20 protein-coding genes and 1 pseudogene are annotated in these 23,129 nt (G+C 43.5%); 15 read left to right on the top strand and 6 right to left on the bottom strand.

The window, feature by feature from the left end:
• Positions 1-55: 55 nt before the first annotated feature.
• The 4 genes from SJY28_RS08480 to pncB all read left to right on the top strand — a co-directional run bounded on the left by SJY28_RS08480 (position 56) and on the right by pncB (position 6,421).
• Positions 56-1,540, top strand: a complete 1,485-nt coding sequence (locus SJY28_RS08480; RefSeq protein ID WP_379544102.1) for a coniferyl aldehyde dehydrogenase — start codon at positions 56-58, stop codon at positions 1,538-1,540.
• Between the two features lie 453 nt (positions 1,541-1,993).
• Positions 1,994-3,922 carry a glycine betaine ABC transporter substrate-binding protein gene (locus SJY28_RS08485; protein WP_379544103.1) on the top strand — a complete coding sequence of 643 codons (1,929 nt, stop codon included), beginning with the start codon at positions 1,994-1,996 and terminating at the stop codon, positions 3,920-3,922.
• Positions 3,923-4,010: 88 nt separating this feature from the next.
• Complete coding sequence (locus SJY28_RS08490) at positions 4,011-4,922, top strand: ATP-binding cassette domain-containing protein (RefSeq protein ID WP_379544104.1); 912 nt, start codon at positions 4,011-4,013, stop codon at positions 4,920-4,922.
• Positions 4,923-5,194: 272 nt separating this feature from the next.
• The gene (gene pncB, locus SJY28_RS08495) at positions 5,195-6,421 is read left to right on the top strand and encodes a nicotinate phosphoribosyltransferase (protein WP_379544105.1); all 1,227 of its coding nucleotides are present in this window, start codon (positions 5,195-5,197) and stop codon (positions 6,419-6,421) included.
• A 94-nt stretch (positions 6,422-6,515) separates the two neighbouring features.
• Here pncB and xseB read toward each other — a convergent pair whose 3' ends face one another.
• The 3 genes from xseB to SJY28_RS08510 all read right to left on the bottom strand — a co-directional run bounded on the left by xseB (position 6,516) and on the right by SJY28_RS08510 (position 9,091).
• Positions 6,516-6,761, bottom strand: a complete 246-nt coding sequence (xseB, locus tag SJY28_RS08500; protein ID WP_379544106.1) for an exodeoxyribonuclease VII small subunit — start codon at positions 6,759-6,761, stop codon at positions 6,516-6,518.
• A gap of 58 nt (positions 6,762-6,819) precedes the next feature.
• The gene (gene xseA / locus SJY28_RS08505; RefSeq protein WP_379544107.1) at positions 6,820-8,352 is read right to left on the bottom strand and encodes an exodeoxyribonuclease VII large subunit; all 1,533 of its coding nucleotides are present in this window, start codon (positions 8,350-8,352) and stop codon (positions 6,820-6,822) included.
• A gap of 370 nt (positions 8,353-8,722) precedes the next feature.
• Complete coding sequence (locus SJY28_RS08510; RefSeq protein WP_379544108.1) at positions 8,723-9,091, bottom strand: hypothetical protein; 369 nt, start codon at positions 9,089-9,091, stop codon at positions 8,723-8,725.
• A gap of 302 nt (positions 9,092-9,393) precedes the next feature.
• Here SJY28_RS08510 and SJY28_RS08515 point away from each other — a divergent pair, with 302 nt between their 5' ends.
• The 11 genes and pseudogenes from SJY28_RS08515 to purF all read left to right on the top strand — a co-directional run bounded on the left by SJY28_RS08515 (position 9,394) and on the right by purF (position 20,216).
• On the top strand, positions 9,394-10,044 hold the full coding sequence (locus SJY28_RS08515) for an alpha/beta hydrolase (RefSeq protein WP_379544109.1): 651 nt from the start codon (positions 9,394-9,396) through the stop codon (positions 10,042-10,044).
• Between the two features lie 142 nt (positions 10,045-10,186).
• On the top strand, positions 10,187-11,287 hold the full coding sequence (gene zapE / locus SJY28_RS08520; RefSeq protein ID WP_057759500.1) for a cell division protein ZapE: 1,101 nt from the start codon (positions 10,187-10,189) through the stop codon (positions 11,285-11,287).
• 122 nt (positions 11,288-11,409) lie between these two features.
• Positions 11,410-12,078 (top strand): nitroreductase, encoded by a 669-nt coding sequence (locus SJY28_RS08525; protein WP_379544110.1) that lies wholly within the window; start codon positions 11,410-11,412, stop codon positions 12,076-12,078.
• A gap of 126 nt (positions 12,079-12,204) precedes the next feature.
• Positions 12,205-13,497, top strand: a complete 1,293-nt coding sequence (locus tag SJY28_RS08530; RefSeq protein WP_379544111.1) for an NAD(P)H-dependent glycerol-3-phosphate dehydrogenase — start codon at positions 12,205-12,207, stop codon at positions 13,495-13,497.
• A 57-nt stretch (positions 13,498-13,554) separates the two neighbouring features.
• Positions 13,555-14,013, top strand: coding sequence for a SixA phosphatase family protein (locus SJY28_RS08535; protein WP_379544112.1), 459 nt, complete (start codon positions 13,555-13,557; stop codon positions 14,011-14,013).
• 189 nt (positions 14,014-14,202) lie between these two features.
• Complete coding sequence (gene gspL, locus SJY28_RS08540; RefSeq protein WP_379544113.1) at positions 14,203-15,474, top strand: type II secretion system protein GspL; 1,272 nt, start codon at positions 14,203-14,205, stop codon at positions 15,472-15,474.
• A gap of 32 nt (positions 15,475-15,506) precedes the next feature.
• A complete protein-coding gene (gene gspM, locus SJY28_RS08545) occupies positions 15,507-16,076 on the top strand; it encodes a type II secretion system protein GspM (protein WP_379544114.1) in 570 nt (189 codons plus the stop codon).
• Between the two features lie 189 nt (positions 16,077-16,265).
• The gene (locus tag SJY28_RS08550; RefSeq protein ID WP_227526596.1) at positions 16,266-16,667 is read left to right on the top strand and encodes a hypothetical protein; all 402 of its coding nucleotides are present in this window, start codon (positions 16,266-16,268) and stop codon (positions 16,665-16,667) included.
• A gap of 214 nt (positions 16,668-16,881) precedes the next feature.
• Positions 16,882-17,916 (top strand): quinone-dependent dihydroorotate dehydrogenase, encoded by a 1,035-nt coding sequence (locus SJY28_RS08555; RefSeq protein ID WP_379544115.1) that lies wholly within the window; start codon positions 16,882-16,884, stop codon positions 17,914-17,916.
• 30 nt (positions 17,917-17,946) lie between these two features.
• Entirely contained in the window at positions 17,947-18,444 is a 498-nt protein-coding gene (locus SJY28_RS08560) for a CvpA family protein (protein ID WP_379544116.1), read from the top strand.
• A gap of 235 nt (positions 18,445-18,679) precedes the next feature.
• Positions 18,680-20,216: pseudogene (gene purF / locus SJY28_RS08565) on the top strand (amidophosphoribosyltransferase).
• A 116-nt stretch (positions 20,217-20,332) separates the two neighbouring features.
• Here purF and SJY28_RS08570 read toward each other — a convergent pair.
• The 3 genes from SJY28_RS08570 to SJY28_RS08580 all read right to left on the bottom strand — a co-directional run bounded on the left by SJY28_RS08570 (position 20,333) and on the right by SJY28_RS08580 (position 22,975).
• The gene (locus tag SJY28_RS08570; RefSeq protein ID WP_102077946.1) at positions 20,333-20,692 is read right to left on the bottom strand and encodes an AzlD domain-containing protein; all 360 of its coding nucleotides are present in this window, start codon (positions 20,690-20,692) and stop codon (positions 20,333-20,335) included.
• Positions 20,682-21,413 carry an AzlC family ABC transporter permease gene (locus SJY28_RS08575; RefSeq protein ID WP_379544117.1) on the bottom strand — a complete coding sequence of 244 codons (732 nt, stop codon included), beginning with the start codon at positions 21,411-21,413 and terminating at the stop codon, positions 20,682-20,684. Before SJY28_RS08575 ends, SJY28_RS08570 begins: the two co-directional genes overlap by 11 nt.
• 155 nt (positions 21,414-21,568) lie before the next feature.
• Complete coding sequence (locus tag SJY28_RS08580) at positions 21,569-22,975, bottom strand: MATE family efflux transporter (RefSeq protein ID WP_379544118.1); 1,407 nt, start codon at positions 22,973-22,975, stop codon at positions 21,569-21,571.
• Positions 22,976-23,129: the final 154 nt, after the last annotated feature.

A 23,129-nucleotide genomic window follows, 5' to 3' on the forward strand; every position in this document is an offset into this window, starting at 1 on the left:
ACTGTAGTGACTACAAACCTTATGACTATTACTATGATTATGACAAGGAAGACAAATGACAGATAGCAACCGAAGCGCCCATGAGCAGGCAGTGACCGAGACAGGTTTTGCGCTGCAGCGTGTGCCTGAAGCCCTAAGTACGGCGACGACTATCGATGAGATGAAAGCGCAATTTTCACGCTTGCAAATGTTAAGCCGTACCCAGCCAATCAATGATTGGGGCACTCGTACGACGCAGCTAGATAATCTAGAAGTGATGCTGAGTGACAACCAAGAGAGTTTTGCAAAGTCGATTAGTGCAGATTTTGGCTATCGTAGCCAATCAGAGACTCAGTTTGCTGAGTTGTTTCCTAGTTTTACCGGTATCAGTCACGCCAAAAAACACGGCAAAAAGTGGATGAAAGCCCATCGTGCGCCTATCTCAGCGCTGTATATGCCAGCCCACAATGAAATTCAGCCGCAGCCATTGGGTGTAGTCGGTATTATGGTGCCTTGGAACTATCCATTATTTTTAGCAATTGGCCCGATGATTGATGCAATCACCGCAGGCAACCGTATTATGGTCAAGATGAGTGAAGCTGCGCCGCAATTTGCTCAGACGTTTGCTGACGCTATTGCTCGTTATTTTTCGCCAGATATGATCTGTGTGGTACTCGGTGAAGTCGAGATTGCTGCCGCCTTTAGTGAGCTACCATTCGACCATCTGCTATATACCGGATCGACTGCGGTGGGCAAAAAGGTCATGGCTGCTGCTGCGCCAAATCTAACGCCAGTGACGCTTGAGCTTGGTGGTAAATCACCAGTGATCGTACTAGATGATGTCAATCTAGAGTCTGTCGTTAATCGTGTGATGATGGGTAAGACACTAAATGCGGGACAGACATGTATTGCGCCAGATTATGTCTTGATTCAGCGCCAATACCATGACCAGTTCATCCAACTTGCAAAAGAGTGGATGACCAAGCATTATCCTGATATCGAAGAAAACCCAGATTATTCTCGCATTATTAATGGTGAGCAGTTCAAACGGGTAAAAGGCTATCTAGATGCGTTAACAGGCGGCGAGGTACATGCATTAACTACCGTTGAGCCTAATATCGAAACCCGTCTAATGCCACCAGTCATCGTCAGCGAACCTGCGCCTGACAGCGACCTTATGCAAAACGAGATTTTTGCCCCGATTTTGCCACTGATACATTATGAGACGCTTGATGATGCCATTTACTTTGTGAACTCGCGTCCACGGCCATTGGCACTATATGTGTTTAGTGACAACTACAGCAGTATCGAAAATGTGCGTAATAATACGGTCTCGGGTGGCTTATGTATCAACGAAGTTTTGATACATGTCGCTCAGCATGACTTGCCGTTTGGTGGTGTGGGTGACTCTGGTACTGGCGCATATCATGGTAAGGCTGGTTTTGAACGTCTCAGCCATATGAAGCCGGTTTTTGTCCAAACCAAGCTCAATGGTCTGAATTTATTATTGCCGCCTTACGGTGGACTGTTTAAAAAGGCGATGGCGCTGTTTTTGAAATAACTGTTCTTGAAAGAAAGGTCTTTAAGATAACAGCTCTTAAAATAATTGTCTTTAAAGTAACTATTTTCGAAGTAGACGTTTTATAGTAGCTATAGAAAGTAATAGTGACCTTTTTAATCGATATCATAACCAATAGCACCTATCCAGATAGGTGCTATTTTTTTGTCTAAAATATGACTTCTCAAATATAAATTTCTAAAATTAAGAGCGACTTGTCATAAGAGCTTTATCAAAATTATCGTAAATTTATCTAATGCGTTAATCGACAAATAAGCGTTTGTCATCACTTCTATAAATCGCTACACTTTGTAGTAAGTCTAAACAACAGTAGATAGTAGCTGAATGGTCTAGAGCCAGTATTGGTAAACTTGATATAGCGACGTTCAGCTGTTTTTTAGCTCTATTGTTTCAATGGTGATTTCATGCCGATACAACATAATAATAGGAAAGAGTATGCGCCAATGGATTGCATTAAGCTTACTGTGGATGAGCGCGATACTACTGCCTGTACCGGCGTCAGCGGCGTGTGAATCACCGATTAAATTTGGCGCACTGACGTGGGAGAGTGGACAGTTCACCTCCGGCGTACTCAGACATATCGTAGAAGATGGATACGGTTGTACGGTAGAGGAAGTACCAGGAGCAGGGCCTGCACTTGATACAGCGCTCTCACAGAATGACATTCAGGTCATCGGGGAGCAGTGGGTTGGTCGCTCGCCAATCATGGAAAAAGCCATTGAGCAGAATAAAGTGGCTATCATCGGCGATACGCTAAAAGGTGGTGCAACTCAAGGCTGGTATGTCCCACGATACGTCTTGGAAGAGAACCCAGGACTACGCAGCTATCAAGATTTGCCCAAATATACTGAGCTATTTAAAGACCCTGAAGATCCTGGTAGATCACGCTTTATGAACTGTCCTTCTGGTTGGACGTGTGAGATTTTTAACACACGTTTGCTAAAAACTACCGGTCTAGACAGCCTCTTTAACAACGCACACCCTGGTACAGGTGCTGCTCTCGATGCCGAAATTGCCTCCGCTTTTGAACAGCATAAGCCATTGTTATTTTACTACTGGCAACCCACTGGGCTAATGGCAAAATATGACCTTGCGCCACTAGAGTTCCCAGCTTATGAGGATGCTTGTTGGCAAAATCTGCTGCTCGCTGATGGTAAGATGGATTGCGTGTCAGGATTCCCAGTATCGCCGTTAGGTATTGCTGTTTCTACCCCGTTTGTCGAATCCAATCCTGAACTAGCAGCTGTCTTTGAAAAGGTGCAATTTACCTCTGATGAGCTAAACGGTGCTATCTTGGAGATGAGTGAAAGTAAACGCACTGGCGATGAGCAGGCCATGGTGTTTTTGCGTGACAACCCAGAGGTTTGGCAAGCATGGTTATCCGATGAAGCCGCTACCAATCTCGCTATCAAGTTAGGCCTTAGCTCAACGGGTGCTATCTCTACTGGTACAACTGCATCTAGTATCAATGAGTCAGCGCCCGCTTCAAGCTTTCCTTCATGGTCACTTGAGACCCCACTCAATAACGCTTTAGCAAACGTCGTTCAAAACTATGGTGATGTATTTCGTACTATTAGCACGATGGCGCTTACTTATCTGCTACTACCTATTGAGCGATTATTAACGGTTATCCCGCCTTGGCTGATTATTGCATTTGTGACTGTGCTTGGCTGGTTTGGTGTTCGCAAGATTTGGTTTGCGCTGGCATGTGGTGCAGGGTTATTTTTGATAGGTGCTTTTGGCTTATGGGGCGCATTAATTGACACTCTAGCGCTGCTTATCGTATCGGTACTGGTCACGGTAGTGATTGGTATTCCTATTGGTATCGCTATGTCAGGTAGCAAACTGCTACGCAAGATTGTGACGCCAGTGCTAGATATCATGCAGACGATGCCGAGTTTTGTATATCTCATACCAGTGCTGATGTTGTTTGGTATTGGTAAAGTGCCTGCGTTATTCGCGACCGTGATTTATGCTTTGCCACCCTTGATTCGTCTGACGACATTAGGGATTACACAAGTCAATCATGAAATGGTCGAAGCAGGACGCTCCTTTGGTAGTACGCATTTACAGCTACTTCTCTGGATTAAATTGCCACAAGCGTTGCCTAGTATTATGGCAGGTATCAATCAGGCTGTGATGATGTCACTTGCCATGGTGGTATTGGCCTCAATGATTGGTGCTCCTGGGCTTGGTGAAGATGTATTGCAGTCTATCCAAACGCTCAATATCGGTCAGGGTCTACAAGCAGGTACGGCCATCGTTATTGTTGCTATTATCATTGACCGTATCACGCAAGCATTCGGTCAAGGTAAGCGTACCCGTCAAAAAACCATCGAAGCAGGCAGACGTCCGATTGGGTAGAAGGTTGTGTAATGGTGGTATATGACTGAATCCATGGTAATCGACCGAAGCCATAATGATAAAAACCACGTGAATAGTGAGAGCACCGATGAATCATATTCAATTAAAAAATATCAGTAAAATTTATAATGCCAGTAGTACGCAAGCACAGTCTGCATTGGCATTGCTGGCTGAGGGTATGGATAGCATCAAAGTAAAAGAGCAAACGGGCTATTCAGTGGGTCTTTATGATATTAATCTAGATATTAAGGCAGGCGAGTTGCATTGTATTATGGGGCTATCAGGCTCAGGAAAATCAACGCTGATACGTCATATTAACCGCTTGATCGATCCAACCAGTGGTGAGATATGGGTAGATACTGCTCTGAATAGAGAAGATGCGACTCATACAATGGCTGATAGGCAATCAGTGACAGATAATACAAGTACGGCAGTAGAAGACAGTTCTGCTATGGCTATTAATATTTTAGCGCTCAACGATAAAGAGTTGCAGCATTATCGTCAGCAGACAGTCAGTATGGTTTTTCAGCATTTCGGCTTAGTGCCGCACATGACGGTCATACAAAACGTCGCTTATGGGCTGCGTGTTCGAAAAATGAGCGCAAACGAGCGACATGAAACGGCACGACATTGGCTCAATGAAGTCGGTCTATCGAATTTGGAAAACAGCTACCCTGATGAGTTGTCAGGGGGTATGCAGCAGCGCGTTGGTCTGGCTCGTGCCTTAGCGACGGATAATCCAATTTTACTAATGGATGAAGCATTCTCTGCGCTTGATCCGCTTATTCGCGCTCAACTGCAAGACCAACTACTCGAATTACAAGATCGATTGAACAAGACTATTGTATTTATCACCCATGACATCGATGAAGCTGTCAAAGTAGGTCAGCGTATCAGTATGCTAAATGGCGGTCGTCTTATACAAACGGGGACGCCAAGCGAGTTGCGGCATAATCCTGCTGATAATTATGTGGAGCAGTTTATGAGTGCAAAAGCGTAAGCCGTGTTAACCATCCATGAATAGGTTGTCTGGATAGACTTATACGATGTTTTTATAAATGGTTTAAATAATCGCAATCGTTTTACTGGCTTTTCACTGTCATTTTACGGTAATCAAAAGTGAACTCTGAAATAAATACCAAACTTCGTTATACTGAACGGTTTATCGATGGCTCATAATGAATGAGCGTGTATTGTTTATCGTCCACATATGATGTCGCTTTGTCTATCAAATGACGTTTGTTTCTTATTTTGCACTTTTAAGGCCATAGCATGACCGTTTCTTATGCACCTATTATTACTTCATTGCTTGATAATGATTTGTACAAATTTACGATGTTACAAGCCATGCTGCATCAGTTCCCGCAAACCCATGGTGTTTATCGCTTTCGCTGCCGTAATAATAAAGATGCAGCCTATCCATTGGCTGATATCCAAAAAGATCTAGAGCAGCAACTAGACAGCTTATGTGAATTGCGCTTTTTGCCAGATGAGCTCGAGTACTTGCGTAGCTTACGCTTTATTCGCTCAGATTTCGTTGATTATCTAGAATTATTCAAGCTAAAACGCCGCTTTATTACGGTAAGTACAGACGATAAAGGTCGCCTGTTTATCGATATCGAAGGGCCAATGATTCAAGCGATGTTCTTTGAAGTATTTGTACTGGCTATTGTCAATGAGCTGTATTTTAATGCGCTATCTAATGACAGCGTGATAGAAGAAGGGCAACGTCGCCTCGATGCAAAAGTAGCGCTATTACATCAGTATGCCGAAAAGCAAACCCAGTACGGTCAGGATACGCCGCCATTTATAGTCGCTGATTTTGGCACGCGTAGACGTTTTAGTCGACGCTGGCAAGCACATGTTGTAGAGACAATACATAAAGCTGAGCCAAAGATAGTCGGTGGTACATCTAACGTGTATTTGGCCAAGCAGTTAGGAATGACGCCAATAGGCACGATGGCGCACGAGTTTATGCAAGCATTTCAGGCATTAGATGTGCGTCTGCGTGACTCACAAAAGGCTGCGCTTGAAGCGTGGGTGCATGAGTATCGTGGCGACTTGGGTATTGCATTGACAGATGTGGTCGGCATGGATGCGTTCTTACGTGATTTCGACTTGTATTTTGCTAAGCTATTCGACGGTCTGCGTCATGATAGCGGCGACCCTTATATTTGGGGCGATAAGGCGATTGCCCATTATGAGAAGCTAAAGATAGACCCAAAAACTAAAATTCTAACTTTTAGCGATGGGTTGGATTTAGAGAAGGCGTGGGAGCTGCATCAATACTTTAAAGGTCGCATTAGAACTAGCTTTGGTATTGGCACCAATTTGACCAATGATATGGGCATTACGCCGATTAATATCGTACTCAAGTTGGTAGAGTGTAACGGTCAGCCAGTTGCCAAGCTGTCTGATAGCCCAGGCAAGACCATGATCAATAATGACACGTATCTTGCCTATCTGCGCCAAGTCTTTGAGGTTGACGAACCAGAGTAAACCAAGTATCAAACTGTTGCGTTGCCAAATGTGCCAAATGAGATTGATGCGCTTGGTTTGACCAAACAGCTGTTATCTAGTGGCTGTTTTTCGTTTAACTATCAACACTGCTGGTAGATTTTTCTTCGGCAAAGGCCGCATCTAGTGCTTGCTTTACAGCATTGATACGAGTCTCGCAAACGCGATAAGCGGCAATAGATTCTTCGACCGTTGTCATTAGATTATCAATATCAGGCTCATCCTGTTGCTGTAGTTCAGCTGCATTGGTTTTTAAGATATCGTAAGCCGCCTTAAAGGTTTTTGGGGCGGCTTTTTTGCGTCGGCGAGTAGGGGTAGTCATAAAATTTCCTAGTTTTTAAAGGTAAGTAGATGAGTAATCTGTAGATATTATTATGTGATTAAGTTGGAGTACCTGAAGTTTCTATCGCTTCTTTATCCATAGTGATATCGAGAATCTGCGCTTTTGCGTTGCCATCTTTTAAAATGATATTAACGGTTTGTTCAGGATACAGTTGGGTACTACTAGTGAGAGTCTGCTTGTTTTGAGCATCCGTGAGCATGGTATAGCCCTGCTTGAGCACGCGAGACGGTCGATGTAATAGCACAATATCACGTAGATGTTCGCTATCGCGCTGTGCTTGCACAATTTGCTGCTGTGCGTTTTGCATGATTGACTCTTGATAACTTTTGCTATTAGTCGCGGCTTTTGTGAGCTGTTGACGCGCCAAGGTTTGCGTTTGTGTGTATCGCTCAGCCGTCAGTCTGACTGCTTGCTTTACTTGGCGCTGGGCACTTTGTTGAATACTGCGCCATGCATAGTCACTGTCTTTTCGTAGAGCGGTGAGTTGCCCAATCGTTTGCGACTGTATTTGGCTTAACTGGCGCGCAGTTTGTTGCTCAGCAGTATTCAGTTGACGCTGAGCCGCTTGCTTGATTTGCGCTTGATATTGTAGCGTCTGAGTGACGAGCTGGGCTAAATGGCTATGGATAGCAGTAATCACCTTTGAGGGTGTGTCAAAGCTAGTATGCGCCACTTCATCTAAGATGACTCTGTCACGTTCATGACCGATACCCACCCAGACAGGGATAGGCTGCTCAGCAACCAAAGCTGCAAGCTCATAATCATTGAGATAAGCCAAATCGCCAACTGCACCGCCGCCGCGAATAATGACCAACAAGTCTGGTAGACGCTGATAAGTATCGTAAAACTGCTGCTGGGCGCTAACGATGGCTTGGCGGATTTCAGCGGGCGCATGATTGCCCTGAAAGGTCGCATTATGATAGTGGAATTGACACGCACCTGTACTGGCTAAGCGATCAGCATCTGCTTGAAAATCACCCAATCCTGCTGCCTTTTCAGGAGCGACGACTAGCACATGCTCGATATCAAAAGGGGCAGGTAACTGCTGATTGAGATGTAATAGCCCTTCACCTGTTAGGCGGTCAACCATTTCTGCATATTGCCGTGCCAAGTCGCCTAACGTATAGCTGGGATCGATATCTTCAATGGTGATTGAAAAGCCGTACTGGGCATGAAACCCTGCCGATACTTTAAGGAGTACGGTCAAATCACGCTCAAGTGGCATACCAGTCGCACGTTCAAACTTAGCTAATACACGAGCAGCTTTAAAGCGCCAGAGATTGCCACGGCAACTGGCGACCACTTTGCCATCGTCATCTTTTTCTGCCAGTTCAAAGTAGTAATGACCACCTTTACTCGACAGATTACGAATTTCAGCTTTTACCCAGACACGGTGGTCAAAGGTCTGTTTGATGACCATTTCAACCGCTGATAAATAATCACTTAGGCGTAGGACGGTATCCTCTAGATGGTCTTCCTGCTCAGCAAGTTCTGCCTCTAGAGTGGCCAAATCTTTGGCAGGTGCTAATACTTTGGCTTGTTTAATATTTGAAAGATTGAGTTTGCGCATAATATTAGACCAAAGGTAATGAAAATATAAAGACTGACGAGGATGTGCTGAATACGATAGCGGATAGTTTAACTTAAAAAGGAGAGCACAAAAAGCGAAGCCAACAAGCTTTGATTGATATATTATCTATATCGCAGTTTGTTGGCTGTTTAATCAGAGAAGAATTGTATGTCACTTAATGTTAGCGATTAGATCATAAGCCTGTTTCTGTCTAAAAGAGGTTGTCATGTAGAGAAAAGTAGATGGATGTTTTTAGCTAGATATAGTCGGTTCAAGATAATTTAGATACGAGGAAGGCAAGCGAAAGTGCTACAAATAGTAGACTAAGTGAGCCTGACACTGTATCCGATTTATATGGTATTAACGATATTTATTGGCAGCGAAAGTTAATGGTATATTCGTAATCATCGCTACGTGACAAATCTGGTGTGCCCGTGCCAAATATCGAGCCAACGACAGCTCCTACTTGGCCAACCATACGGCCAGTACGTTCGTTCAAAATACCATTATATTTTACGTTGTCATCAACGATAATCACTTGCTTGCTTCGACAAGTTTTTTGCGCACTATCGATCGCATTTTGTTGTGCTTTGACCTTGGTATCAGCGATACCGGTTGTCTCATAGATAGAGTTGGCACGCTGAATCACGGGTGAAGAAGGCGTACTTTGACAGGCGCTCAAAGCAAGTACAGCCGCTAACGTTGCAGTGAAACTGGCAGTTTTATTAAAAGTATTCATAAATAATTCCTGATTTATATAAGCAGAACGTCTTAGCTATAGGCAAAGCTTTACGAATGTAGCTTATCTAGATATTACCTGTCTAGACAGTTATTGTGTGCTGTATTACGGGTATATTGCCGATGAACCTTGCATTGAATATAAATCAATTTGCAACCTCAAGAACAGCAATATTGCAAAACTACAGACAACCGTTATTGACCAAAAATAAAACAAGTCGCATCCGTACACAGCAAATCACTTGAAATATAAATTGTATCTAGGATAATTGAGCCATTCATTTTTTATTAATAAGTAATACTATGCAATTAATTCCTGCTCCTGCTGGCGTGCTCGAGGTTGACGCACTGTGGCAAAATGACAATCCTAATGATCCAAATACAGACACGGTGGCGCTGCTGTGCCATCCCAATCCGTTGTTTGATGGTACGATGAATAACAAAGTGGTCACCACTATGTATCGCTTTGCCCGTGACAACGGTATGCATGTGGTGCGCTTTAACTTTCGCGGCGTTGGTCAATCGACAGGCGAGCATGATTATGCGGAAGGTGAAGTGGTCGATGCAATGACCGTGCTACAATGGATTGCCGAACAAACCAATGCTCGAAAGCTATGGCTGGGTGGTTTTTCTTTTGGTGGCTATGTCACGGCACGCGTGGCTGAGCAAGTGCTTGAGGCCTCACATATATGGGGGTTGGGTGACTTTGAAGTAACGAAAATTGCCCTGATTGCACCATCAGTCGAAAAAAATGACAGTACTGATATTAGTTTGCCTGCGGATAGAACTTTTGAGATTTATGGTAATGCCGATGAAGTGATTGAACCTGATAGTATGCAGGCATTTGCAGACCGATTAGGCATTGAAGTCAGCGTGGTCGATGGCGCGGGTCATTTCTTCCATGGTCGCTTATCAGAGCTCAAGGGTTTATTAGACAAGCATAGCTTTGGGTAGAATAGCTAATTTATTTGCTACCTAGCTCAGCTTGATAGCTTCTGCTTTGATATGGTTTAGCATGGTTTGCTTGGCAGCACCAGCGTTATGCTAAATTATCCTACTATTTTGATATTTATTTAATCCAACGATGAGTCGTATTATGAGTTTATCTCCATTGCAACGTTACGAGAAAGCCGTCAGTACAGATGAGTTTACTCGGGATGAGCAGCAATTTCAGGCCATGAGCTATCTTGATGAGATATACCATCAGCTCATCAATAGTGCACCGCAAAAGAAAGGTTTTTTTGGCTTTTTAAAATCTAAGCCAGTCGCGCCAACGGGTCTTTATATGTGGGGCGGTGTCGGCCGCGGTAAAACGTGGATGATGGACATGTTTTATGACTCGTTGACCATCGAGCGCAAGATGCGTCTGCATTTCCATCATTTTATGCAGCGTGTCCATAGAGAGCTTAACAAACTACAAGGTGAGAGCGATCCACTCGAAAAAGTCGCTGATATTATTTATAAAGAAGCGGTTATCATCTGTTTTGATGAGTTTTTTGTTTCTAACGTCTCTGATGCCATGATATTAGGCGATCTGTTCACGATGCTGTTCAATCGCGGTATTACTTTGGTTGCTACTTCAAACATTGAGCCAGCTGGATTGTATAAAGATGGCTTACATCGTGACCGTTTTATGCCTGCCATTGCGGAAGTTGAGCGTCATACGACGGTCATGAATATTGACTCGGGAATTGATTATCGTCTGCGCGTATTGCAGCAAGCTGAATTATACGAAGCGCCGCTTACTAAGGCGAACTACCATTGGTTAGCCAACCGTTTTGCGAGCTTGTCAAATAATCAGAAAATCAGTAAAGAGCCCATTACTATCAATGGACGAGAAGTAAAAATCAACGCTTGTACCGAAGATATCTTATTCTGTGACTTCCGTCATCTCTGTATGGCACCGCGATCAGCCGCTGATTTTATTGAGCTTGCCAAACGATTTAGCACTGTTTTAGTTGACTCTGTACCAGCACTAGATGACGACTTGCGTGATCCAACGCGACGTTTCATTTACCTCGTCGATGAATTTTATGATCGCCGTGTAAAACTATTGGTACGGGCAGAGCAGCCGATTCTAGACTTGTACCAAGGAGAGAAGTTGGCGTTTGAGATTGAGCGTACTCGCTCACGTCTGCTTGAGATGCAGTCAGAAGACTACCTACGCATGGACCACCGAGTCGAAGATGTTGCGTAGTTTATTGCTGAGTTGAGACTGACTATGTGTAGCTCTCAACTGCTCTATAGCTGTTAAAAAATAAGAAAATGATATTATAAATAATAAGTAGTGATAGATAATAATAAATTAAGGATAAAACAATGACTACAACTGACAATGCTGATAATGAAAGCCAAGAAATAGAACACAAAAAACTGTCTGTGAAGAACGTAGCGGTGAATGATATCTCATCTACCAGTGATGAGCTGATAGGTTGGATCAATTCAAGACGCAGTATGGGCAATCTAGATGAGCCAGCACCGACGCGTGCGCAGATTGAATCTGCCATCGAATGTGCGGCGACTGCGCCAGATCATAAAAAATTGCGTCCGTGGCGCTTCATCGTGACGCAGGGTGAGGCGCGCCACGAGTTAGGCCGTGCCTTGCTCGAAGCTGCCCAAGCAAAAGCGCTACAAGATGGCGAAGAATTGTCTGAAAAAACCATCACTAAAACTAAAAATATGCCGCTGCGAGCGCCGCTAATCATAACGGCTGTGACTCAAATGCAAGAACACAAAAAAGTGCCACCTTTTGAGCAGATGCTCAGTGCAGGTGCTGCTGTACAAAATCTAATCTTGGCATTAAAGGCCCAAGGATTTAGTACCGTTTGGCGCACTGGGCTGCTATGCAATGAGCCTGCAGTAAAAGCATATTTTGGTGTAGGCCCAGATGATTATGTGACCGCTTTTGTTTATACTGGCACAAGTCCCAAGGATGAGTCCAAACGCAAACCTATTGATATCGAACCGCTAGTTCGCTTCGAGTCGTAATGTAGCTTAGTACTGTCTATTTATAAGATTATAATTGCACAAAGTTGTAATTCAAAGATAATAAGGCCAGTAGCTGAGCACGATAGATTCTATTGATAATACGTCAGTCAACACGGATAAAAGAACATGACAAGCCCTAACAATAGTAATAAAAACAACACTAATGCTAATAATGAGACGGACAAAGAGTCGTCTGAAAAGCAGAATGGTATGCTTGCAGGTATTTTTGAGCGAGCAACCAAGTCAGGTCTCGGCCGTAAAAAGTCAAATCCTAGTCCTGTTGAATCCGCTGTGGCAAAGGATATGGCCGACATTCATAGCAATCCAACCAAGCTGCGTTTGGCGTTTTTAGGTGGTGGTAGCTTTGGTACGGCAATGGCAAATTTAGCCGCACGTAATGGCTGTGATACCACGCTGTGGGTACGTAATAAGCGTACGGTAAAAGCGATGGCGAAAACACAGACCAATAAAAAGTATTTACCAGGCTATAAGCTTGACGATCGACTGAAATACAGCCATGATTTGGCGGCAAGCGTCAAAGATAAAGATATTATTTTTATCGCTGTGCCAGGTTTAGCCTTTCGTGAAACGCTAAAAAACATCGCGCCTTTTATCAGTGGTCAGTCTATTGTATCGTTGACCAAAGGTATGGAAAAAGACACCTTTGCCATGATGAGTGATATCATTAAAGAAGTGTTGCCAGAAGTGAACTTTGGCGTCATGTCAGGGCCGAACCTCGCTATCGAAATCATGAAAAATATGCCGTCTGCTACGGTTATCGCAAGTGAGTCGGAACCATTACGTCATGCCGTACAAGCAGCATTACATAGTGCCTTCTTTAGAGTATTTGCTAGTGATGATATACGCGGCGTCGAGCTTGGCGGCGCGCTAAAAAACATCTACGCAATTGCCATGGGTATGGCAGCCGCTTATGAAGTAGGTGAGAATACTAAAGCGATGATTCTTACTCGTGCTTTGGCAGAAATGAGTCGTTTTGGCGTTGAAGAAGGCGCCAATCCGCTCACTTTCTTGGGCTTATCTGGCGTAGGCGATTTATATGCTACTTGTAGCTCAGAGCTAAGTCGTAACTATCGTATCGGTAATATGCTCGGTCGCGGTATGAGTATTGATGCCGCTGTCAAAAAGCTTGGCCAAACTGCTGAAGGGGTAAATACCATTCAGCAAGTACATGAAAAGGCGACCAAAGCGGGTATTTATATGCCAATTACTCATGCGCTCTATGCAGTCATTTATGAAGACAAGGCCGCTCTAGGCGTTGCGCTACATTTAATGGAAGCAGGATTCCGTAGCGATGTTGAGTTTGTCATGGCGCATGATCATAGCAATGCAGCACTTACCGCTCATATGAAAACCTCTAGTAGCAATACCAAAAGCAAAGACAGCGATGCTGATAAGTAAGACACACCATTAAAAATCAGTATTAAGAAAGTCGAACTCAGCGCTCCAAGGAAGGTTATGAAAATTATATTAGTACGTCATGGTCAAGCAGAAGACGAAACACGTCCAGATAGTGCACGTCAGCTGACGGATTTTGGTCAGCAGCAGGCAGCACAAACGGCAGAGTATGTGACCACTCACTATAGCCCAGATCGTTTTGTGGTCAGCCCTTATACGAGAGCGCAGCAGACTTTATCTGCATTCCAGTCGCGCGCGCCGCAAGTCGCCTCATCTGTGCAGGACAATATCACGCCCTCGGATGATGCTCGCCAAGCTCTAATAGATATTGCCAATATTGAAGCTGAGTGTTTGGTCGTTGTTTGTCATATGTCTATCGTCGCCTATATCGCGGGATTGCTGACAGGCGATTATCCAGAGTCGTTCTCTCTAGCGGAAGCTAGAGTGTTTGACATGGAATTTGTGATGACTGGCATGGCAACGGAAGTTGATCGTTTTGTTCCTGACCAACCTTATTAGACTAGCTTTCTAATATTTTGTTTATATGTCACTTGCTAGAGCATAGTTGATTGAATATAACGGATTTGAAGTGGTATTTGCGAGAAGCATGTCAATTGTTAATCATATAAAATCGTCCAATGCTTTCAAAAACCGCATCAATCCTTAACGATATTTTGATAACCGCAGCAATAATTGAGGACACGTTTAGTGTTACATGTTTGGTTACGAGCGCAGCATAGCCCTCTAGCTGTCTGGCACGAAGATGTACAGCAATGGCAAATGGTTGATGGTTGGCAACAACTGCAAACCATCTATGGTAACTATAAGTCCAATAGCCAAAAGACGCTTTGTCTATATTTTCCCTCAAGTCATGCGTTGCAAGTGGACACGGCGCTCAATGCTGCTCAGCTCAAACAGCTTGGTAATAGCGGCAAGCAATATTTATTTGAAGAAACGTCATTAACGCCTATTGAGCAATTGAACATCCGTCAATTGAGCCATGCTGATACGACGCAACTGTACGCACTGGCACAAAACGACATTGAATCATGGCAACAAAGCGCGCAGCTAGCCGGTATGAATATAGTAGCGTTACTGCCAGATTTTTTATTGTTGCCACCGCCAGAAGAGGGCGCAGGTCAACAAGTGACCCTTTATCAAGATTCGCAGACTATGCTATTGCGACAGTCATTGCGTCAGGGTATGGCCGTTAGCTATTTACCGCTAATGTTTGAGCGTTTCCCGCATTTAAGTGAGGTAATGGTGTTGCCTTCTATTGAGGCACCTGTTGACGCATCGCTTGACTCACTAGGTTCATCATTATCCACGGATTTAGTGGCGCAAACTAAAGCGTTGATCGCTGATCATCAGCTGCTACTGACGACTCTGCCTACAGTACCTAAGCCAATTGACAGTCCCGAACGTCACGCGCTTAGTTTCTTTATGAAATCTACTGACTCACAACTATCACCATATTTGCGAGTGGCTATGATGGTTGCGCTATTAGCGTTAGTGCTGCAAATGGCAACCGATGGTGTGCAGTGGTATAAGTATAATGAAGCGACCACAGCAACCAAGACTGCAATTGCGGCACAGTATCAATCTTGGTTCGCCAATGAGCCACTGAGTACGCGCACCAAACTGCAAGTACAGCTGCAACCAAAACTGCGTAGTGATAGCCAAGCGCCTGCATCGCATATGGCCGCACTGTCACGTATATCACCATTAATTAAGCAGTCTTCATTGCATGCACAGTCACTGGTAATGCAGCCATCAGCGCTCAGCTTTACCTTGATTGCCCCAGATCGCGGTAGTCTTGATAAGTTTACGAGCACACTGGTAGCACAAGGCTTAAATGCCAAACTTGCGCAAGTGAATAGTAATGACCAAGGTCAGTTTAGTGGTCAAGTCACTGTCAATGTGATAGAAAATAATATTGCAGAAAACAGCGACATGGCAAGCAATGCTGCAGCGTCGTAACTCATCAAGGTATTGGTAATAAAGGTCAAAACATGAAACGATTACAACGCCGTACCAAACGTAATGCAGCTGTTTCTGCAACCAGTACTAAGGCTCATGTATTGTCAGAGCGTATGAACAATTATCAAAATGTACTAACGACGCGCTGGCAAGCATTACCTCCTCGTGATCAACTAGCGCTAGCTATATTGTCTATATTTTTACTGTTGTTTATTGGCGGCTATGGTGGCTATAGCGTTCATCAAGCAGCAAGCGATAGTAAAAACGACTATCAGGAGCAAGTGGCAGATTATTTTTGGTTGCGTGCTCAAGCAGGTAATATTGATAGTAGTGCATTGAATACTGGTAACAACGCTACTGGAGAGGCTGATATGCCACCAGCTAGTCGTATCAATGCGCTGCTCAATAACTCAGGTATAGCAGGTGCTCAGGTGGTTGCGACTGGCGATGCAGTGCAATTGAGCTTTACGCATCCTAGTCAAGCGGTTGTCAGCACTGCACTGGGTAAGCTTGAACAGCAAGGTTGGCAATTTACACAGTTATCTATGCAGCAAGATCTGACCAATAAATCTATTCAGGTACAAGCAACGGTCACTTCATAAAACGCGTCAGACTGTGATAGAAATTTTAGATACTTATATCACTGTGTGCTTTTTATTCGACACTCGATATTAGACAGCAGAATACAGCTTTATCGTTGGTATCATTGAAAAGCCATTTATCTGGCTCCATTAAATAGTTAATCATAAAAATATTATCAGTAAGGAAAACCTCACATAATGCGGGACAGTATGAGCAACGATAAGCGCCGTTCTTTAATTACTTATAACCATATCACTTATTTCTTATATGTGATCAGCTACTTTACTGCAGGTCTGTTGTGGATTGTGCCGATTGTCATGAACTATGCCAAGCGCCATGATGCTAATGGGTCATGGTTGGCCACGCATTTCGATTGGCAAATCAAGACCTTTTGGTACAGTATTGTTTGGTTCGTCATTGGCATTATTTTGATTACCTTTGCATTAGGCGGCTTTGGCGTTAGCGTATTGGCGGATAGTGGCAATATCGCTATTGGCTCAATATTATTGGCTGGGCTTGGTTTGCTGATTATGACCTTTACCTTTATCTGGCATTTATATCGCATTATACGTGGTTGGATTGCGTTGACTGATGGACGTCCAGTACCGTAGATGTTTAAGAGTACCTTTGTGCTATGTCTTTAGCTTAGAAAACGACAATTCACTGTTATGTAGCAGAGACTCATCAGTATTGGTTACTGCTTAAATGTAGAAATTTAGCGACTGAAACTTTGCTCTTATTTCTGTTAAGCTGATATAATCGCTGCGCCCGATTTCATTCGCATTTTTTATTCACTATTTCTTCCAAGCAGGGTCTGCCATCACTATGTCTTATGCCTTACTTCGTCCTTTTTTGTTTAATATGGATCCCGAACACGCCCATGAGATGACGCTATCTTTATTGGATAAAGCGCATAAAGCGCATGTTTTAGGCTTGGCGTATGGTCAGTCAATGCAACCAACAGACTGTATGGGGTTGCAATTCTCTAACCCAGTTGGTCTGGCAGCAGGCATGGATAAAAACGGCGATTATATTGACGCGCTGGCTGAGTTGGGATTTGGTTTTATAGAAGTAGGAACCGTCACGCCAAGACCGCAAGTAGGCAACGACAAGCCAAGGCTGTTTAGAATCAAGCAGGCAGACGCGATTATCAATCGTATGGGCTTTAACAATGAAGGCGTTGATTATCTAATCGACAATGTTAAACGCTGTAAATACAAAGGCAATATCGGTATCAATATTGGTAAAAATGCCGTTACGCCGGTAGAGCAAGCCGCTGATGATTATGTGTATTGCTTAGAGCGTGTGTATCCGCATGCCTCATACATTACGGTCAATATCTCATCACCAAACACCAAAAACTTACGTGATTTGCAAAGTGGTGAAGCGTTGACTCAGCTGATGGATACGATTAAAAACCGTCACAGTCAATTAGCTACTGAATATGGTTTTTATGTCCCATTAGTGCTTAAGGTTGCTCCAGATTTAGAACCATTGCAAGTTGATTATATCTCGCAGCAATTAATAGACTTTGAAATTGATGGTCTGATAGCGACTAATACAACGCTAAGCCGCGTAGGTGTCGAAGACTTGCGTGATGGCGACCAAATGGGCGGCTTATCTGGTCGTCCTGTGAGTCATATTAGTACTCAGATTTTGCAACAATTCTCTGATCAGTTAGATGGTAAAGTCGCTTTGATAGGCGTAGGCGGTATCGACAGTGGTGCCAAAGCCGTCAAAAAAATCGAAGCAGGCGCAGACATGGTACAGCTCTATACGGGGCTTATTTATCGTGGTCCTGGGCTGGTGCAGTCTTGCATTCAGGCAATCGGTGGCTATTACGATGCCATGGAAAGTTAATCCAATAAATAAGGTAGTAAGGCGTAAAGCATGAGTGGTTTAGATATTGTGATTGCTATTGTTGTCTTGATTGGCTTATGGCGCGGCTTTCAAGTAGGACTGATTAAAACAGCAATAGGCTTGGTAGGTTGGTTTATCGCCCTTATCGCTGCTACTAGGCTAGCAGGAGTGGTGTCGCCCCAATTGACGGGTATCGTACAAAACCCTGTGTTACAGATGGCTATGGCTTTTTTATTGGTAGTGATTGCCATATTAGCAGTCATGCATCTGATGGCTTTCGTATTCTCAGGCGTGCTCAAAACCTTACGTTTGGGCGTCTTGGACAAGATGGCAGGCGGCGTACTGGGTGCTGCCAAAAACGTATTGATGGTCTTGGTTGTACTCAGCGTCAGTGCGCCATTGCTAGTACAGATGCCGCAGTGGCAAACCTCCGTACTAGCGCCAGAGCTAATGCCATATGCACCGATAGGCAAGGCTCTAGTATCGGACGTATTAGGCATGGCTTGGGATCAGGTCAATCAGTCGTAATTGTTTAATTGCCTATTATTTTATCTAACTGTCTATTATTTTACTTCTTTTTATACTTCTAAATGTTTGCACGTGTCACTGATAATCAAAAACAGATTATCGAAAAATCTCGTTAAGTTCTTACAATATCATCAGGTTAGCGGCGTGCGACAGTGAGTGATTTTAGCAATATACTGTCGTTAAGTTTGCCGTTATTGTCGTACTAATGTATGAGTCAAAATAGGATATAGCTATTATGTGTGGAGTCATTGGAGTTGCAGCTCACGAACCAGTCAATCAGATTCTTTATGACGGTTTGACGATGCTACAGCATCGCGGGCAAGATGCAGCAGGTATTGTCACTTTGCAAGATGGGCGACTCTATCTACGTAAAGAAAATGGCATGGTACGTGACGTATTTATGAATCGTCATATGATGAAATTGGTTGGTAAGTTTGGTATCGGTCACGTTCGTTACCCGACAGCTGGTACTTCTAGCAGCGCTGAAGCTCAGCCATTTTATGTCAACTCACCGTATGGTATTACCCTTGCGCATAATGGTAACTTGACCAATGCTGAGAGTTTGGCCAAATCTTTGTACATCGAAGATCGCCGCCACCTTAATACTGACTCAGATTCTGAAGTACTGTTAAACGTACTGGCACATGAGATGCAGAATCTAGGCAAAACGCATCCAACGGCTGATGATATCTTTGAAGCAGTAAAAGCCGTCTATAAACGCTGTGAAGGCGCTTATGGCGTTGTAGCGCTCATTACTGGTCATGGCTTACTTGCATTCCGCGATCCAAATGGTATCCGTCCACTTATCTTTGGTAAGCGTATGGCACCGAATGGCGGCACTGAGTATATGGTTGCCTCTGAATCAGTTGCATTGACAGGTTCTGGCTTTACTATCGTTCGTGATGTAAAACCAGGCGAAGCAATTTTCATTGATTTGAACCATAAGCTACATACGCATCAGTGCGTTCGAGCAAAAAGAATACACGCCTTGTATCTTTGAATATGTGTACTTTGCTCGTCCAGATTCGATTATGGACAATATCTCAGTTTATAAATCACGCCTACGCATGGGTGAAAAACTGGCAGATAAAATCCTTGCTGAATGGGGTGAGGATCACGATATCGACGTGGTCATTCCAATTCCAGATACGTCGCGTACTTCAGCGATGGAGCTAGCGCTAAAAATGAACGTCAAGTACCGTGAAGGGTTTATGAAAAACCGCTACATCGGTCGTACGTTTATTATGCCAGGTCAGCAGCAGCGCAAAAAATCAGTTCGCCAGAAACTCAGCGCTGTGCCGCTAGAGTTCAAAGGCAAAAATGTACTGTTGGTTGATGATTCTATCGTTCGTGGTACGACCTGTCATGAAATCATTCAAATGGCACGAGATGCTGGTGCTAACAAGGTGTTTTTTGCCAGTGCTGCGCCACCAGTGAAATTTCCAAACGTATACGGTATTGATATGCCCGTACGTAGCGAGCTTATTGCCTCAGGCAATAGCGTTGAAGAAGTACGTGATATCATCGGCGCAGATCGTTTGATCTTCCAAGATTTGGATGATTTAATCGACGCAGTAAAAGATACCAAACATAGCCGAGTGGAAGGTTTTGATTGTGCGGTATTTAACGGCTGCTATATCACTGGTCAGATCAATGAAGCGTATCTTGATCACCTGCAAGAGCAGCGTAATGATACTGCCAAGACTGGTAAAAAAGGCGTACAAATAGTGGCTGATACCCCAGTTGATATGATGGGCGTAGAAGAGCTTTAAGCTAAACTAAAGCCATTATTTTCAGATGACAAAAAGCTAGATTCTGAATGAATCTAGCTTTTTTATGTTTAAAATACTGCTAAGGGTACTGAGGTTTATATAAGTGGGCGGAATTTTTAGCCTAAGAAACTGCTAAACAACCAAAACAGACCATTGATTGCTGCGATACCAACAACCATACTGACTAAAAGCTGACGGCTGATATGATAGATAAATAATACCAGAATAAGTGCGCCGACTTGTGCCATTAATAGATGTAATTCGGTATCGCTCAAAGCAACAGTCGTCGATAGGTCTTGATAAGAGAGGCTGGTCAAAATAAGCAATACCATTACCGATAACGGTAAGCTCTCATTTAACCGATGTAGCCAAGGTGTGTCTAGTAGCTTTCTAGGTATCAGTGCGGGTAGCGCACGAGTGATAAAGGTCACTGCTGCCATGGCAAGCGTAGCAAAAATAAGATAACTACTGGTCATAAGAGTCTCCCGTCTTTTGACGCTCTATCCAAAACCCACGTACCAAAATCATAAACATACAGATAGTGATGGCTACTAGTAGCAACCAGTCACTGGTAAATAGTGAAGCAATGATTAAGCCAAGCACGGCAATACAAATCGGGAAGTAGCGTTTGATACTTTGAAATTGCTCATAAGCGAGAATTGCAAACAGACAAACCAACGCAAAATCTAAATTTGGCACCAAATCACTGAGCGTACTACCGATCATTACGCCAACCGTACTCGCGAGTATCCACCAGCTTTGGTTAAATAGGCTGATAGGAAGTATCAGCGCTCGTCGTGACTCATTTGGTAAGCTTGTCATGATCGAAAAAGTCTCATCAGTCAAAGCAAACAAACAATACGTCTTTGCCAGCTTATTTTTTGGTAAATACTGCAGTAGTGGCATGCCATAGAATACATGGCGTAGATTAATCGCGGCAATATTGGTGGCGATATTACCAATCGGTAGGCCGGCGCTCAGCATTGGCAGACAAGCGTACTGAGCTGCACCAGCATAGAGAACGATACTGAGCATAATCGTTGCCCATATCGGGATACCTGCTACCTGTGCAAGTACACCAAAGGCAATACCGGCAGGCAAATAGCCCATAGCAACTGGCAAGCTTTTCTTAAAGCCCTCAGCCCAGTGGTAGCGGCTTTCATGTTGATGGCTTAATTCATTTGAATGAGTATTCACATGACATCCTAAATTTTTCTTATGATATTTTTATAAATTTATCGATATAAAAATTATTGATTCAAACGGTATTACTATAAAATTAAAAAGCAAAAAACGAGCTTAATAAAAATGATCTATCGAAAATTGATAGAGCAAACATAGTATAAAATTAACTAAGCTTCAGGTTGTAGTTTCTCATAACTGCCAGTCTGATTAGCACGGTACAAAAACCCACCTAGGATGACTAGTCTCAATAATAATAGACACCACACGCTAAGCCAAATACCTGTCATATCCCATTGCTGATAGAGCAACCAGCTCAAAGGGAAGAAAATAGCAGCCAGTATCAGCGCCGCATTACGAATCACGCTACCAGCCGTCAAACCGAAAAATATCCCATCCAGCCAATAGGCACCAACGCCGACAAGAGGCAATAATACGGCATATAAATGGTAGTCATAGGCGAGGGCAAACACCGACTTAATATTGGTCATTAATCCTAAATACGTAGGCATTGCAAGCCACCAGATGGCGCTCAACATGATAGCAAGACCATAACTAACCACGCCTGTACGTTTTATGATAATACGAAAACGTGGCCAGTCACGTCGCCCTGCGGCTTGTCCACTCAGTGTTTCAGCAGAGACAGCGACGCCGTCCAGAGCGAAGGCAGATATACTTAATACTTGCAATAAAATAGCATTGGCAGCCAATATGACATCACCGCTTTGAGCAGAAAGTCGAGTAATCCAAGCAAAGCTTAGCGTTAAAATAAGAGTACGTACAAAGATATCTTTGTTTAAAGAAAATAGCCTAAGCATTTTTTCTTTCGTAAAATACTGTCGATCCGCTTTAAATAATGCTGTCCATGATATTTTTAAATGTTGGCGACTTAACCATAATGCCATCAGTATTCCAAACCAAAATGCAATAGTCGTTCCCAGTGCGACACCAGCTAACCCCATCTGCATTGCAAATACAAAAAACAGAGTCAGTACGATATTAAGTACGGCAATAAAACCCTGCTGATAAAGCATATAACGGGTCTTACCTTGTCCTGCAAACCAACCAATAAATGCAAAGTTCATCAGTTCTGCGATCACGCCCCAAAAGCGTACGTCTAAGTAGGTTTTTGCTGCGCGTCCACTTTCAGGATTAGCTGACAGTGCTTTTAAGCCAAAATCAATCAGCCATGGCTTTGCGAGTAGCAATATTGCTCCAATAACAAATGCCAATAGTAACGCGCGCTGTAAGATAGACAGTAAATGCGTAGGTGCTGATACAGCTGATATATTGCTATTATTATTAGCCAGTTGTCCCAATGCCTGCGCAGCAAGCCCAGATGATGCATACTGCAAAAAGTTAAAGCTAACAAGCAATAGCGACAGCAGCTGTATGGCCAAACCCATACCAGCAAGTTTCGCCGTGTCATTCATATTGCCGACAATGGCCGTATCAATGACGCTCTGCAATGGCATAGCCAAATTGGCGAGTAGCACAGGCAATGCAATCGCGACAATACGCTTATAGCTTGTGTCAATAGGTGGCATCGCTTGAGAAGTTGCTGAATTAGCTGACATGGGTAGCTCGTTTATACGTGAACGATAAAGAGGTATGTTCGTAAAATGAGAATAAAATTGTAAGGCAGTACATTTAATATAAGAGACAAAATAGCTATAAAGACAAAAGCACCTAGACTCATTATTCATGAGTCAGGTGCTCTTATTTAAACGT

It is taken from the genome of Psychrobacter sp. R86515 (genome assembly GCF_042466315.1).
Taxonomy (GTDB): Bacteria; Pseudomonadota; Gammaproteobacteria; order Pseudomonadales; family Moraxellaceae; genus Psychrobacter.